The sequence below is a fragment of the Rhizobium esperanzae genome (assembly GCF_014197615.1).
GTDB classification, from domain to species: domain Bacteria; phylum Pseudomonadota; class Alphaproteobacteria; order Rhizobiales; family Rhizobiaceae; genus Rhizobium; species Rhizobium esperanzae_A.
Genome location: NZ_JACIFY010000038.1, coordinates 1 through 15493 on the forward strand (window position 1 = coordinate 1; position 15493 = coordinate 15493).

General features: G+C 62.2%; 11 protein-coding genes. 5 read left to right on the forward strand and 6 right to left on the reverse strand.

The window, feature by feature from the left end:
* Positions 1-126 precede the first annotated feature (126 nt).
* Positions 127-798: a phosphoribosylglycinamide formyltransferase gene (purN, locus tag GGD57_RS28675; protein WP_184473546.1), complete on the reverse strand. Its 672-nt coding sequence runs from the start codon at positions 796-798 to the stop codon at positions 127-129.
* Positions 795-1868 carry a phosphoribosylformylglycinamidine cyclo-ligase gene (gene purM / locus GGD57_RS28680; protein ID WP_184473547.1) on the reverse strand — a complete coding sequence of 358 codons (1074 nt, stop codon included), beginning with the start codon at positions 1866-1868 and terminating at the stop codon, positions 795-797. The genes purN and purM overlap by 4 nt, the downstream gene beginning before the upstream one ends.
* 245 nt (positions 1869-2113) lie before the next feature.
* Here purM and GGD57_RS28685 point away from each other — a divergent pair, with 245 nt between their 5' ends.
* The 4 genes from GGD57_RS28685 to ppx all read left to right on the forward strand — a co-directional run bounded on the left by GGD57_RS28685 (position 2114) and on the right by ppx (position 7747).
* Positions 2114-3238 carry an AI-2E family transporter gene (locus GGD57_RS28685; protein ID WP_184473548.1) on the forward strand — a complete coding sequence of 375 codons (1125 nt, stop codon included), beginning with the start codon at positions 2114-2116 and terminating at the stop codon, positions 3236-3238.
* Complete coding sequence (gene hdaA / locus GGD57_RS28690; RefSeq protein WP_184473549.1) at positions 3231-3944, forward strand: DnaA regulatory inactivator HdaA; 714 nt, start codon at positions 3231-3233, stop codon at positions 3942-3944. The genes GGD57_RS28685 and hdaA overlap by 8 nt, the downstream gene beginning before the upstream one ends.
* 66 nt (positions 3945-4010) lie before the next feature.
* On the forward strand, positions 4011-6215 hold the full coding sequence (locus GGD57_RS28695) for an RNA degradosome polyphosphate kinase (RefSeq protein WP_085736800.1): 2205 nt from the start codon (positions 4011-4013) through the stop codon (positions 6213-6215).
* Positions 6216-6226: 11 nt separating this feature from the next.
* On the forward strand, positions 6227-7747 hold the full coding sequence (ppx, locus tag GGD57_RS28700; protein ID WP_184473550.1) for an exopolyphosphatase: 1521 nt from the start codon (positions 6227-6229) through the stop codon (positions 7745-7747).
* 280 nt (positions 7748-8027) lie between these two features.
* Here the strand turns inward: ppx and GGD57_RS28705 are convergent, their stop codons facing one another.
* From GGD57_RS28705 to GGD57_RS28720, 4 genes are all read right to left on the reverse strand, one after another.
* Complete coding sequence (locus GGD57_RS28705) at positions 8028-9386, reverse strand: esterase-like activity of phytase family protein (protein ID WP_184473551.1); 1359 nt, start codon at positions 9384-9386, stop codon at positions 8028-8030.
* Positions 9387-9492: 106 nt separating this feature from the next.
* Complete coding sequence (locus GGD57_RS28710; RefSeq protein ID WP_184473552.1) at positions 9493-10554, reverse strand: adenylate/guanylate cyclase domain-containing protein; 1062 nt, start codon at positions 10552-10554, stop codon at positions 9493-9495.
* A gap of 78 nt (positions 10555-10632) precedes the next feature.
* Positions 10633-11778 (reverse strand): ribonuclease D, encoded by a 1146-nt coding sequence (rnd, locus tag GGD57_RS28715; protein WP_184473553.1) that lies wholly within the window; start codon positions 11776-11778, stop codon positions 10633-10635.
* Between the two features lie 132 nt (positions 11779-11910).
* Entirely contained in the window at positions 11911-13302 is a 1392-nt protein-coding gene (locus tag GGD57_RS28720) for a multicopper oxidase family protein (protein ID WP_184473554.1), read from the reverse strand.
* 248 nt (positions 13303-13550) lie between these two features.
* Here GGD57_RS28720 and aspS point away from each other — a divergent pair, with 248 nt between their 5' ends.
* The gene (gene aspS, locus GGD57_RS28725) at positions 13551-15341 is read left to right on the forward strand and encodes an aspartate--tRNA ligase (protein WP_184473555.1); all 1791 of its coding nucleotides are present in this window, start codon (positions 13551-13553) and stop codon (positions 15339-15341) included.
* The last annotated feature ends 152 nt before the right edge of the window (positions 15342-15493 follow it).

Consider the following 15493-nt stretch of genomic DNA (forward strand, 5'->3'; position numbering starts at 1 on the left):
CTGCGGTCCCGGCCGTCCGCAGTCCGGCGGATGGCCATCCGCCGGACTGCGCACCGATCATCCAACAATCAGCGCTAATTGAACATGCAAGGGGCGACCCTCGAACCAGAGCCATTGAGATGCGCTTTATACGTGGTCGCCGATCAGCGAAATCAACTGCGTTTTAGCGGCGACGGCGGAAGCCGCAGCACCCACCGCCTTGCCACCTTCCATCGCTACACGCCCCTCGGCAAAGAGCCGCAGCGCCTGCGGATAGATCTGGTGCTCGACGGTCAGCACGCGCGCGGCCAGGCTTTCGGCGGTGTCGCCGGAAAGGATCGGCACGGCCGCCTGGCCGATCGTCGGTCCGTCGTCCATGCCTTCGGTGACGAAATGCACGGTGCAGCCGGCGATGCGCATGCCGGCGTCGATGGCGCGCTGATGGGTGTGCAGGCCGGGAAACAGCGGCAGCAGGGAAGGGTGGATGTTGAGCATCCGGCCTTCATAACGCTGGATGAAGGTCGCCGTCAGTAGCCGCATGTAGCCGGCGAGGCAGAGGATGTCGGGCGAAAGCGTGTCGAGCGCGGAAAAGATCGCCGCCTCGTGCGCATCCTTGCTGGCGTAATCCTTGCGGGGGAAAGCGAAGGTGGCGATGCCTTCGGCGGCAGCCTTGGCAAGCCCGCCGGCGTCCGGCTTGTCGGAGATCACTCCGACGATTTCGGCCGGATAGTCGGCGGCCTTCGCCGCCGCAATCAGCGCCATCATGTTGGAGCCGCTGCCTGATATGAAGACGACGACGCGTTTGCGCGGCGTGCTCATAGGGCAAGCGTGCCCTTGTAGACCGTACCGGCAGCACCTTCGTCGCGGGCGATCATCCGGCCGAGCGTGATGACCGTTTCACCTTCGGCTTCGAGCGCCGCGGAAACCGCCGCGACATTCTCTTCAGCGACGACGACGATCATGCCGACGCCGCAGTTGAAGGTGCGCAGCATTTCTTTCGCTTCGACCCCGCCGGATTTGGCGAGCCATGAGAAGACCGGCGGCGACTTGACGACATCAAGATCGATCTCGGCGGCCAGATGTTTTGGCAGCACGCGCGGAATATTTTCCGGGAAACCGCCGCCGGTGATATGCGCCAGCGCCTTCAGCGCACCCGTCTCGCGGATCGCCTTGAGGAGCGGCTTCACATAGATGCGGGTCGGGGTGAGCAGCGCTTCGCCGAGCTTCTTGCCTTCGGCGAACGGCGCCGGCGCATCCCAGCCGAGGCCGGAGAGTTCGACGATCTTGCGCACCAGCGAGAAGCCGTTGGAATGGACGCCGGAGGAGGCAAGCCCGAGGATCACGTCGCCCTCGGCGATATCGCCTGACGGCAGCAGCTTGCCGCGCTCGGCAGCACCGACGGCAAAGCCGGCGAGATCGTAGTCGCCGGAGGAATACATGCCGGGCATTTCGGCGGTTTCGCCGCCGATCAGCGCGCAGCCCGCCTCGCGGCAGCCGGCGGCGATGCCGCCGACGATCGCAGCGCCCTGGTCGGGGTCGAGCTTGCCGGTCGCGAAATAATCGAGGAAGAACAGCGGCTCGGCGCCCTGCACCACGAGATCGTTGACGCACATGGCGACGAGGTCGATGCCGACGGTGTCGTGATAATCGGCATCGATGGCGATCTTCAGCTTGGTGCCGACGCCGTCATTGGCGGCGACCAGAACCGGATCGGTAAAGCCTGCGGCCTTGAGATCGAAGAGCCCGCCGAAGCCGCCGATCTCGCCGTCGGCGCCGGGACGCCGGGTCGAGCGCACCGCCGGTTTGATCTTCTCGACGAGGAGGTTGCCGGCATCGATGTCGACGCCCGCATCGCTGTAGGTCAGGCCGTTTTTCCCAGACTGGCTCATGCTGGTCTCCGATGGCTATTTCAGGCGGCAGACGCGCCGCGTCATCTGCCGGTCGCAATTGCATGACAGGGGCGTTTATGCAAGCGCTGCATGGCAAAAGCCCCCAATTTCCCGCGTCTTCTCGCAGGCTTTCCGGGATTTACCGCGGCAGGCTTGACCATCTTTGCGCCTGCATCCTATGTGCTGAATGGCCGCTTCGGTTCGGATGCGGCGTTTGGCGGCGGAAAGCGATCAGCGGAGAAGAGATGCCACAGCAAGTCAGCGGCAACAGTCTCAAGCGTCAGATCTTCTTCTGGCTGGCCGTGCTCGTCTTCTTCATCGCCTTTCTCTACATCTTCAGCTCGATCCTCCTGCCGTTTATCGCCGGCATGGCGATCGCCTATTTTCTCGATCCCGTGGCCGACCGGCTGGAGCGCCTGGGCCTGAGCCGCATGATGGCGACGGTCGGCATCCTCATCGCCTTCGTCATCGTCTTTGCGCTGGCTCTGATGATCCTCATTCCCGTCCTCGTCAGCCAATTCAACGACTTCGCCGAGCGTCTTCCGGGTTATATCAGCCAGCTGCAGCAGTTCATCAGCCAGTCGCAGCATTCGCTGCTGCCGGACTGGGTCAAGAGCCAGGCCGGTACGATCAAGGACAATTTCTCCGGCATTCTCTCCGAAGGCATGGGCTTCTTGACCGGGCTCTTCGCGCAGCTCTGGAATTCCGGCAAGGCGATCGTCGACGTCATCTCGCTGCTCGTCGTCACCCCCGTCGTCGCCTTCTATATCCTGCTTGATTGGGACCGCATGGTCTCCAAGGTCGACCAGTGGATCCCGCGCGATTATATCACCGATGTCCGCCAGATCGCCAAGGAGATCGACCAGGCGATTGCCGGCTTCATCCGCGGCCAGGGCTCGCTCTGCCTCATCCTCGGCATTTATTATGCCGCCGGCCTGTCCCTGGTCGGGCTGAACTTCGGCCTGCTGATCGGCCTCTTTGCCGGCATGATCAGTTTCATCCCCTATGTCGGTTCGATGGTCGGCCTGGTGCTCGCCGTCGGCGTGGCGATCGTCCAGTTCTGGCCGGATTATTTCTGGATCGGCCTGGTGCTCGCCGTCTTCTTCAGCGGCCAGTTCCTCGAAGGCAACGTCCTGCAGCCGAAGCTCGTCGGCTCCAGCGTCGGCCTGCATCCGGTCTGGCTGATGTTTGCGCTTTTTGCCTTTGGCGCGCTCTTCGGCTTCGTCGGGCTTCTGGTCGCGGTGCCGGCGGCAGCCGCCGTCGGTGTGCTTGTTCGTTTCGCGCTTTCGCGTTACCTTCAGAGCGATCTTTATTTTGGCGGGTCATCCAATGGCCGCGCCCGGAAGACGAAATCAGTTCCCAATGAATGACGTGAAGAACGCTGATCCGAAGCGCAAGGCCGGAGAGCAGCTGCCGCTCGCCTTTTCGCACGATGCCGCCAGCGGGCGTGACGACCTGCTGATCTCGGAGCGTCTCGCGGCGGCGGTTTCGATCGTCGACGCCTGGCCGAACTGGCCGTCGCCGGTCGTTGTCCTGGCCGGCCCGGTGGGCTCTGGCAAATCGCATCTGGCCGGTATCTGGAAGGAACACAGCGGGGCGGAGGTCATTCATCCCAAGGTCGGCTCAGATGCTGCCGTTACGGCGGCGAACGGCCCCGTTCTATTTGAGGATGCCGACCGTCTCGGCTTCGACGACAACACGCTCTTCCACGTCATCAACAGCGTACGCGAAAACGGCACCAGCCTGTTGATCACAAGCCGTCTCTGGCCGATGTCGTGGCCGGTTTCGCTGCCTGATCTGCGCTCGCGGCTGAAGGCTGCGACCGTCGTCGAGATCGGCGAACCCGATGAGGCGCTGTTGTCTCAGGTAATCGTCAAGCTCTTTGCCGACCGACAGCTTTATATAGATGACAAACTCGTGCTCTATATCGTCAACCGGATGGAGCGGTCGCTGAATGCCGCCCAGACGATCGTCGAAAGGCTTGACCGGCTGGCCCTGTCGCGGGGCACGAAAATCACCCGCACTCTGGCCGCTGAAGTATTGAATGAATTGGGAAATTCGGAGCCGGCCGATTGACTGTCACAGTTCCGTCGTGAAACTGATATAATTGCCGTCGGCGATTGAGAACGGGGTAAGCGGACCATGGATAGCGCAGTCGCAGAACATCAGGAACTCACGCCTGAGATCAACGATAATACCCCGCCGCTGGAAGAACTGCTCAAGAGCCCCGAGCGCTTCATCAATCGGGAATTCTCCTGGCTGCAGTTCAACCGCCGTGTCCTAGAAGAAACGTTGAATACCGAGCATCCGCTGCTCGAGCGCGTCCGCTTCCTGTCGATCTCGGCCGCCAACCTCGATGAATTCTTCATGGTGCGTGTTGCCGGCCTCGAGGGTCAGGTGCGCCAGAATATCGCCATCCGCAGCCCCGACGGCAAGACCCCGGCCGAGCAGCTCGATTCGATCCTGCAGGAGATCGACCATCTGCAGATGGAGCAGCAGGCCTCGCTCGCCGTGCTGCAGCAGTATCTCGCCAAGGAAGACATCCTGATCGTGCGTCCCGGCGCCTTGAGCGATGCCGACCGCCAGTGGCTGGCCGCCGAATTCGAACAGGCGATCTTTCCGGTTCTGACGCCGCTGTCGATCGATCCGGCCCATCCGTTCCCCTTCATTCCCAATCTCGGTTTCTCGATCGGCCTGCAGCTCGTCAGCAAGAACGGCCGCGAGCCGATGACGGCGCTGCTGCGCCTGCCGGTGGCGCTCGACCGTTTCGTCCGGCTGCCCGATGATGGAAATACGATCCGCTACATCACGCTGGAAGACGTCGCCAACGTCTTCATCCACAGGCTCTACCCGGGTTACGAGGTGCAGGGCTCCGGTACGTTCCGCGTCATCCGCGACAGCGATATCGAAGTCGAGGAAGAGGCCGAGGATCTCGTCCGCTTCTTCGAAACGGCGCTGAAGCGCCGCCGCCGCGGCAAGGTCATCCGCATCGAGACCGATTCCGAAATGCCGGCCTCGCTGCGTCAGTTCGTCGTCCAGGCGCTCAGCATTCCCGACAATCGCGTCGCCGTTCTGCCGGGCCTGCTGGCGCTGAACACCCTGTCGGAGATCACCAAGGCGCCGCGCGACGATCTCCGGTTCCAGCCCTACAATGCGCGATTTCCCGAGCGCGTCCGCGAACATGCCGGTGACTGCTTCGCCGCCATCCGCGAGAAGGACATGGTCGTCCACCACCCTTACGAATCCTTCGACGTGGTGGTCCAGTTTCTTCTCCAGGCTGCGCGCGATCCTGATGTCCTGGCGATAAAGCAGACGCTCTACCGCACCTCCAACGACAGCCCCATCGTGCGCGCGCTGGTCGACGCCGCCGAAGCCGGCAAGTCGGTGACGGCGCTGGTGGAACTCAAGGCCCGCTTCGACGAAGAGGCAAACATCCGCTGGGCGCGCGATCTCGAGCGCGCCGGCGTGCAGGTGGTCTTCGGCTTCATCGAGCTCAAGACCCACGCCAAGATGTCGATGGTCGTCCGCCGCGAGGAAGGCAAGCTGAGGACCTATTGCCATTTGGGGACGGGCAACTACCACCCGATCACTGCGAAGATCTATACGGACCTTTCCTATTTCACCTGCAATCCCGTCATCGCCCACGACATGGCGAATATCTTCAACTTCATCACCGGCTATGGCGAGCCGGAACAAGGCATGCAGCTCGCCATTTCGCCCTATACGATGCGCCCGCGCATCCTGCGCCACATCGAAGAAGAGATTCAGCACGCCAAGAACGGTGCGCCGGCGGCGATCTGGATGAAGATGAATTCGCTTGTCGATCCCGACATTATCGATGCGCTCTATCGTGCCAGCCATGCCGGCGTCGAAATCGATCTCGTGGTGCGCGGCATCTGCTGCTTGCGTCCGCAGGTGCCCGGTCTCTCGGAGAAGATCCGCGTCAAGTCGATCGTCGGCCGCTTCCTCGAACACAGCCGCATCTTCTGCTTCGGCAATGGCCACGGCCTGCCGTCGGATAAGGCGCTGGTTTACATCGGTTCGGCCGACATGATGCCGCGAAATCTCGACCGCCGCGTCGAGACGATGGTTCCGCTGACGAATCCGACCGTTCACGAGCAGGTCTTGTCACAGATTATGCTCGGCAACGTGATTGACAATCAACAAAGCTACGAGATATTGCCCGACGGTACGTCGCGGCGCATGGAAGTGCGCAGGGGCGAGGAACCGTTCAATGCGCAGCAGTATTTCATGACCAATCCGAGCCTGTCGGGCCGTGGTGAAGCTCTGAAATCCAGCGCGCCGAAACTGATCGCCGGCCTGCTCGAAGGCCGCAACAACAAGTAAAACTGGACCATATGGTTGAATCTGAAGCCCAGGGGCGCCTTCCAGGGATCGCCCCGGTCTCCGTCGTCGACATCGGATCGAATTCCATTCGTCTTGTCGTCTATGAAGGCCTGTCCCGTTCGCCTACGATCCTCTTCAACGAAAAGGTCCTCTGCGGCCTCGGCAAAGGCATAGCCGTCACCGGCAAGATGGATGAAGAGAGCGTCGCCCGGGCTCTGGCAGCGCTCCACCGTTTCAAGGCCCTGTCCGATCAGGCCCGCGCCGCCACCATGTATGTGCTGGCGACGGCCGCCGCCCGCGAGGCGAGCAACGGTCCCGATTTCATCCATCAGGCCGAAACGATCCTGCAGCGCCACGTCCGGGTACTCTCCGGCGAGGAGGAGGCTCGTTTCGCCTCGCTCGGCATCATCAGCGGCTTCTTCAATCCCGATGGCATTGCCGGCGACCTCGGCGGCGGTTCGCTTGAACTGATCGACATCAAGGGCAAGGAGGTCGGTAAGGGCATCACCCTGCCGCTCGGTGGCCTGCGCCTGTCGGAATATGCCGGCGGCTCGCTTTCCAAGGCGCGCACCTTTGCCCGCAAGCAGGTGAAGACGGCAAAGCTCCTGGCGAAAGGCGAGGGGCGTACCTTCTACGCCGTCGGCGGCACCTGGCGAAACATCGCCAAGTTGCACATGGAGATCACCAACTATCCGCTGCATATGATGCAGGGTTATGAAGTGTCGCTCGAAGCGATGATGCTGTTCCTCGATCAGGTGGCGACCGCGCGCGATTCCAAGGAACCGGCCCTTCAGGCGGTCTCCAAGCATCGCCGTTCGCTGCTGCCCTTCGGCGCCATCGCCATGAAGGAAGTCCTGAGCGTCATGAAGCCGTCGGTGATTTCCTTCTCGGCGCAGGGTGTGCGCGAGGGATATCTCTATTCGCTGCTGTCGGAGGCCGAGCGTCGCTCCGACCCGCTGCTGGCCGCAGCCGGCGAATTGGCGATCCTGCGTGCCCGTTCGCCCGAGCATGCCCGCGAACTGGCGGAATGGACCGGCCGCATGATGCCGCTCTTCGGCGTCCAGGAAACCGAAGAGGAAAGCCGCTATCGTCAGGCCGCCTGCCTGCTTGCCGATATCAGCTGGCGCGCCCATCCCGACTATCGCGGCCTGCAGGCACTGAACGTCATCGCCCACTCCTCCTTCGTCGGCATCAGCCATCCCGGCCGCGCCTTCATCGCGCTCACCAACTACTACCGTTTCGAGGGCCTGCACGACGACGGCGCCACCGGCCCGCTGGCGCAGATCGCCACGCCTCAGTTCATCGAACGCGCCAAGCTGCTCGGTGGCATGCTGCGCGTCGTCTACCTCTTCTCGGCCTCGATGCCGGGCATCGTCAAAAGCCTCACCTTCCGCAAATCGGCGAGCCCGGACCTCGACCTCGAATTCGTCGTGCCCCCCGAATACCGCGATTTCGCCGGCGAACGCCTGGACGGCCGCCTGCAGCAGCTGTCGAAGCTGACGAACAAGAGGCTGGCGTTTCGGTTCGAGTAGGCTGATTTGCGGCCGTTGTGCCGTATGGCACCCCCCTCTGCCCTGCCGGGCATCTCCCCCACAAGGGTGGAGATCGGCTGGGCGCGACGGCTTCCCCAAACAACTCAAGCATTGTGATTGTCGCTGCCGTTAGAGAGGGAGCGATGGTCAAGCCTCTTGCCAATCTCCCCACCTGTGGGGGAGATGCCCGGCAGGGCAGGGGGGTGCCGCACGGCATGCCCTCAACAAAAAGGGCGACACCTTCGCGCCGCCCTCCTTACTTCCGTACCAGAACCCAGAATTACTTCGCGTTCAAAAACTCACCGACCTCAAGCAGGCTGAACTCGTTATTGTCGGCCTTGTCGACGGCGCGGCCGGCGGAGAAGGGCAGGTTGTTGTCGTTGCCGATGATGATGTGGGTGGCGTCGACGCGGTCGACGTTTTCGATCGTCACGAACGGCATGTCGTAGACGCCGTCTTTGCTGCCGGCCTTCTTCTTGTTGTCGGGATCCTTGATATCAAGGAGATCGATATAGCCGATCTTGCGGACGGCCTTGCCGGCATTGGCGTCGTTGAACTCGATCTTGTAGACGCGCTTCAGCTCGGCCGGAGCCTCGAAGCAATCCGGCTTCGGCTGCTTCGGGTCGGCGCAGGCCTTGTCCTTGGTGCCGGCGCCGCTGTCGCGCTCGATGACGAGAGCGGTGGTGTCGTCGAGCATGTTGAAGTCGCCGATCGAGACACTCTTGTCCTCGAACGGATAGAGCCAGCTGCGGCCGGTCCACTTCTTGGAGGCGACGTCGAATTCGATGACGCGGACGGCGGTGTGGCCATCGACCGTCTCCATCTGGCCGTCATCCTTGTAGATGGCGCCTTCGAGCAGGCCGTAGAGCTTGGCGCCGTCCTTCGACATGGCAAGGCCCTCGAAGCCGCCGGAGCGCTTCAGATTGAAGACGGGCATCTTCGCGGCCGGATTGCCGGGAAGCTGGATCAGCGGATTGTCGGGCGAAAGCACCGGCTTGCCGTCGAGCGTCGTCGCGATGACATCAGTCAGATGGCCTTCGGCGTCGATCTTCAGGATGTAGGGGCCGAATTCGTCGCCGAGCCAGAAGCCATCGGCAACCGGCTGGATCGATTCGATATCGAAATCGGCGCCGGTGAGGTAGCGCTTGTCGGTGCCTTCGAGGACGATCGGGAAGGGGGCGATCTTGTTCGGATCGGAGAGGAAGAGGTTCTTGACGACTTCAGCCTTGTTGGCTGCCCAATCGAACTTCATCTGATGCAGGAACAGCATCGCGTCCGAGGAGTTGGCCTTCGAGCCGAAGCCGTTGTCGGTCAGCGTCCAGAAGGTGCCGTCGGCCATCGTCTTGATGCCCGAGAAGCCCTGGATCGCCTGGCCGTCGAAGGGTAGTTTCAGATCGGTGACGCGAGCGCCGTCCTTGCCCGGAACAGTGCCGAGCGCTTCGGTGCGCTTGCGGTCCGCCGTCGTGAATTTGCCGGAATGCTTGAGGAATTCAGGAGCGTCGGCGGGAGCCGGAACCATAGTGTTGGCAGGCAGGATCGCCTGGCCGGCGAGCTTGGCCGGAAATTGCTGCTGGTCGGCCGAAGCTGTGCCGGTCATCAGGATGAAAAGCGATACGGAAGCAAAAAGGACGTTCTTCATAATATCCCCATGAAACGGATGCGAATGGCTTCCGCTTAGCAGGGCTTTAATGTCAGCGAATTGACGGTTGGGTGAAGCTTTGGTGACGCGGGCCGAAAGCGTTTGTTCAGCCGTGCAGAATGACCGCGGGCGTGTTCAGCACGGTGACGGCGCGCGAGGAAAGCGCCATGACGCCGAGTGCCTGGCCGCGCCCCCTGACGGCATGGGTGCCGAGATCCTCGCAGGATATATTCTCGGGAAATTCCATCCGCCGGGCAAGCTCGGCCGAGATCAGCACCGGCCGGTTCAGGCTGCGGCAGAGCGCTTCCAGCCGGGCGGTGGTGTTCACGGTGTCGCCGAAATAGCTGATCTTGTGATGGTCGACGCCGATTTCGGCGGTGATGATCTCGCCGCCGTGAAGCGCGGCCCGCAGCTTCGGTACCTGGCCGTAATTTTTCCGCCAGCCGGCGGCATTGGCTTCGATGTCGGCAAGGATATCGAAGATGCAGCGCACGCAGCGCGCATTCTTGACGCCGCGGGCAAGCGGCCAGGTGATGATCGCCGCATCGCCGACATAGTCGTTGATCATGCCCTTGTGGCGGCGGACGGGCTCGGCGAAGGTCGCAAACAGCGAACTCAGCAGCTGCTGCGCTCTGAGGTCGCCGTGCTTTTCGGCAAAGGCCGTCGAATCGACCAGATCGATGAACAGGAAGACGCGCTCTTCCTTGACCGGATTGCGGTAGCGGCTGATGAGCATGCTGAGGAAAACTTCACGGCCGAGCAGTTCCCGCACGCGCAGGATGAAGATCATTATTGAGCAGACCGCCAGCGCATAGAGGAAGACCTTGAACGGCATGACGACGAGATCGAGGAGCGACGTTGGATTCAGCATGCCGAGCGACCACAGCAGCAGGCCGGCGCAGGCAAAGCCGATGCTCATCAGGATCTCGTAGATCACCAGCTCGGTAATAATGAAGACGAAGGTCGGCAGCTTCTGGATGCGCCTATACAGCCCGCGAAACAGCACCTTACGTTCGAAGGCGAGGATCGGCATGCCGATGAAGAGCGCAAAGATCGCCCCGATGACCGGCGTCTGGGTGGAGTAGAACATCAGATCATAGACGACGCCGCTGGCAGCCAGAACGATCGTGATCAAGATCCAGTTCTGCGTCGGAGATATTTCCCGCATGCGGCCCTTTCGCCCCGATGGTTCTCCCAACCATTGTTTCAGCTGGGAAAAAAGCGTCAAGCGAATTCGATCGCAAGCTCAGAGGCTGACGGTGTCGACTTTCCGGTCGACGAAGCGCAGAGCGATCTGACCCTGGATCAGCTGCAGCGCCGGCACGCCGAAAAGATCGCGCCGCCAGCCGTTGAGCGCTGCGACATCGGCCTTCTCGCCTTCGGCGGCGATCCGGTCGAGATCCTCGCTGTTGGCGATCACCTTCGGCGCCACGCCGTGTTTTTCCGAAACCAGCTTCAGCAGTACCTTCAGGAGTTCGACGGCGGCAGCGGCCCCTTCGGGCGCCTGCGTCTGGCGCGGCACATGTGGCATATCGGCTTTCGGAAGAGCAAGTGCTGCGTTGACGGCCTCGATGACGGATGCGCCCGAGGTCGAGCGCTCCCAGCCTTTCGGAATGGTGCGAAGCCGGCCGAGCGCCTCGGTATCCTTGGGCTGCTGCTGGGCGATTTCGTAGATCGCATCGTCCTTCAGCACCCGCGAACGCGGCACGTTGCGGGCCCGCGCCTCACGTTCGCGCCAGGCGGCGACATATTTCAGGATCGCCAGCTCCTGCGGCTTGCGCAGCCGCATCTTCAGCCGCTGCCAGGCATCGTCGGGATGCAGGTCGTAGGTTTCGCGCGCCTCGAGAATGTCCATCTCCTCGGAGAGCCAGGAGGTGCGGCCTTCGCGATCGAGTTCCGCCTTCAGCGACAGGTAGACGTCGCGCAGGTGGGTCACGTCGGCCAGCGCATATTCCAGCTGCTTGTCGGAGAGCGGCCGGCGGCTCCAGTCGGTGAAGCGCGACGACTTGTCGATATGGACGTTCTTGATGCGGCTGACCAGCTGATCATAGGAGACGCTGTCGCCGAAGCCGCAGACCATGGCGGCGACCTGCGTGTCGAAGATCGGATGCGGAATGAGATTGCCGCGATTGAAGATGATTTCAATGTCCTGGCGCGCCGCATGAAAGACCTTCAGCACCTTCGGATCGGCCATCAGCTCGAAAAACGGAGCGAGGTCGATACCCTTGGCCAGCGGATCGACCAGAACTTCGGTTGTCGGGCTTGCCATCTGGATCAGGCAAAGCTCCGGCCAGAAGGTCGTCTCTCGCAGGAATTCGGTGTCGATGGTGATGAAGTCGGACTTGGCCAGCTCTTTGCAGGCGGCCGCCAAATCGGCGGTGGTTTCGATCATATCATTTCATTCGCAAGGAAAAGGTCGGTTGAACCTTCCTTCTCCTTTCGCTTCGATATGTCAATACAACAGCATACGCTTCGAGCATTGCTGGCTAAGAATTACGTCCAAACTGCGGCAAAGGGGGACGCCTCAACTCACCCTGAAGTAGCTGGTCATCCCCGTCTTCTGGTGTTCGATGATATGGCAATGCAGCAGCCAGTCGCCGGGATTGTCGGCGACGAAGGCGAGCTGCACCTTCTCGTCCGGCTGGATGAGATAGGTATCGGAGACCAGCGGCATCACCTCCCTGGTCGAGGAGGAAATCACCGTGAAGCTCATCCCGTGCAGATGGATCGGATGCGCATGCGGCGTGGTATTTTCGAGATTGAAGACATAGCTCCTGCCGAGCTTCAATTCCGCCAGCGGCGCCGTCGGGTCCGGTGTATCGCCCGGCCACGGCACCTTGTTGATGGCCCAGAAGCTGTAGCCGAGCGTGCCGCAGATGCTTTCGACGGCAGTATTCTCGGCGGTGGCGCTCAGCACCAGCGGGATCTGTTCGGCGGCGGAAAGATCGGCCTTCGCCACCGGATTTTCGACGAGCTGCGCGAGATCGCCGATCTCGCGCTTCAACGACGATCCCACAGCACGCAGACTGGCGATCGTCTTCGGCGTCGTGCCGCGGATATCTTCGAGCGTCGCGACGGCGCCTTCGCTGTCCGGCATGCGCACGGCAAGATCGAGCCGCTGGCCCGGCCCGATCTGCAGGAGGTCGAGGGGAAAGCGCTTCGGCACCGGATTGCCGTCGATCGCAATCACGCTTGCAACCGCACCTTCCATCTTCAGCGAAAAGATCCGTGTCACGTCGGTGACCGCAATGCGCAGCCGCAGCAGCCCGCCGGTCGGCGCGTCATATTGCGGCTCCTGATGCCAGTTGGCGGTGCGCACCGTGCCGTAGGTGCCGGACTTGGCGGCGTCGCGCGGCCGGAAGGGAGCGATGAACTGCCCGTCGCCGCCGAGCCTCCAGTCGCGCAGGTTCAGCACCACCTCGGCGTCGAACTGCGGATCGGACGGATCTTCGACGACGATGACGCCGGTCATGCCATGCCCCATCTGCGTCAGCGTGTTGCAATGGGGATGATACCAGAAAGTGCCGGCATCGGGCGGCGTGAAGGCATAATCGAAGCCGTCGCCGGTATAGATATAGGGCTGCGTCATGAACGGCACGCCGTCCATGCGGTTGTCGATGCGAAGCCCATGCCAATGGATCGTCGTCGGTTCGTCGAGCTCGTTTTTTAGCCGCGCAGCGTAAGGGCGTCCCTTCGTCATCCTGAGAACCGGCGGCATGCCGTCATGGCCCCAGCTCATGATATCCCGGGTCGGCCCCGCCTCGGTCAGCATCGCCTCGGTCTTCACGGCCGTCAGCAGCTGCGGCTCGGGGGCCGCTTCGGCGAGCCCGAATTTACCGGCAACGCCCATGCCGACACCATAGGCGCCTGCGACGGCAGATGCCTTCAAGAGGTTGCGGCGAGTGAGCAGAGGCATCCGGGTGCTCCATGGGTTGGAATGCCGATCCTTTTAAAGTTGAGAGCCGCCTTCATCAATATGGCAAACGCGGCCAAACTGCCGCAGCATGCGGGGCGCTGCCTCGCCATAAACGCGCGGGCTGCGCGCGCCAAGTCTTGACAAATCGGAGCGTCCATGCGCTTTTCCGCCCGATTTTCTTGTCGGTGCGGGAGAGCCATCAGAGCCCCTTGCTGCCGTCTTCAAGCCAGATACCGGGAATTGAGATGATGCATCGCTATCGCAGCCACACATGTGCAGCCCTCCGCAAGTCGGATGTCGGCGCCAATGTCCGGATTTCCGGCTGGGTCCATCGCGTTCGCGACCATGGCGGCGTTCTCTTCATCGACCTGCGCGACCATTACGGCATCACCCAGGTGGTCGCCGATCCCGACAGCCCCGCCTTCAAGATGGCGGAGACCGTGCGCGGCGAGTGGGTCATCCGCATCGACGGCCTCGTCAAGGCCCGCACCGAAGACACCGTCAACAAGACCATGGCAACCGGCGAGATCGAGCTTTACGCCCAGGAGATCGAAGTGCTCTCCGCCGCCAAGGAATTGCCGCTGCCGGTCTTCGGTGAGCCGGACTATCCGGAAGACGTCCGCCTCAAGTACCGATTCCTCGACCTGCGCCGCGAAACGCTGCACAAGAACATCGTCAAGCGCACCCAGGTCATCTCCGCGATGCGCCGCGAAATGGGCGATGGCGGCTTCACCGAATATACCACGCCGATCCTGACGGCCTCCTCGCCGGAAGGCGCGCGCGACTTCCTCGTGCCCTCGCGCATCCATCCCGGCACCTTCTACGCCCTGCCGCAGGCGCCGCAGCAGTATAAGCAGCTCTTGATGGTCGCCGGCTTCGACCGCTATTTCCAGATCGCCCCTTGCTTCCGTGACGAAGATCCACGTGCAGACCGCCTGCCGGGCGAATTCTACCAGCTCGACCTCGAAATGAGCTTCGTGACCCAGGAAGACGTCTGGAACACCATGGGTCCGCTGATCTCCAGGGTGTTCGAGGAATTCGCCGAAGGCAAGCCGGTGACCAAGGAATGGCCGCGCATCCCTTACGACGAGGCGATCCGCAAGTACGGTTCCGACAAGCCGGATCTGCGCAACCCGATCGTGATGGAAGCGGTGACCGAGCATTTCGCCGGCTCCGGCTTCAAGGTCTTCGCCGGCATGATCGCCTCCAACCCGAAGGTTGAGATCTGGGCGATCCCGGCAAAGACTGGCGGCTCCAGAGCCTTCTGCGACCGTATGAATGCCTGGGCGCAGAGCCAGGGCCAGCCCGGTCTCGGCTACATCTTCTGGAAGGAAGAAGAGGACAAAATCGGCGGCTCCGGACCGCTCGCCAAAAACATCGGCGAGGAGCGTACCGAGGCGATCCGCACGCAGCTCGGCCTCGAGGCGGGCGACGCCTGCTTCTTCGTCGCCGGCGAGCCGTCGAAGTTCTACAAGTTTGCAGGCGAGGCCCGTAACCGCGCCGCCGACGAACTGAACCTGATCGACCGCGACCGTTTCGAATTGTGCTGGATCGTCGACTTCCCCTTCTTCGAATACAACGAGGAAGAAAAGAAGATCGACTTCGCCCACAACCCGTTCTCGATGCCGCAGGGCGGCCTCGATGCGCTGCTGAACCAGGATCCGCTTGGCATCAAGGCCTACCAGTACGACGCGGTCTGCAACGGCTTCGAAATCGCCTCGGGCTCGATCCGCAACCAGTCGCCGGAAACCATGGTCGCCGCCTTCGAGAAGGTCGGTCTCAGCCAGCAGGACGTCGAAGACCGCTTCGGCGGCCTCTACCGCGCCTTCCAGTACGGCGCGCCGCCGCATGGCGGTGCTGCCTTCGGCATCGACCGTATCGTCATGCTGCTGGTCGGCGCCAAGAACCTGCGTGAAATCTCGCTGTTCCCGATGAACCAGCAGGCGCAGGATCTGTTAATGGGCGCGCCGACCCCGGCAACCCCGACGCAGCTGCGCGAGCTTTCGATCCGACCGATCCCGCCGGTCAAGAAGGACTGATAGAGCAGGCTGCCCGGCACGCCGGTCAGCCCCGTCCTTCGAGGCCCCTTCGGGGGTGCCTCAGCAACCGTGTTGTTGGGGCTCGTTCCATGGCGTTTGTCTTTTGAGAATAGTGTTGATCATGATGATTAGCTTTCGCATGGCGGCGACGA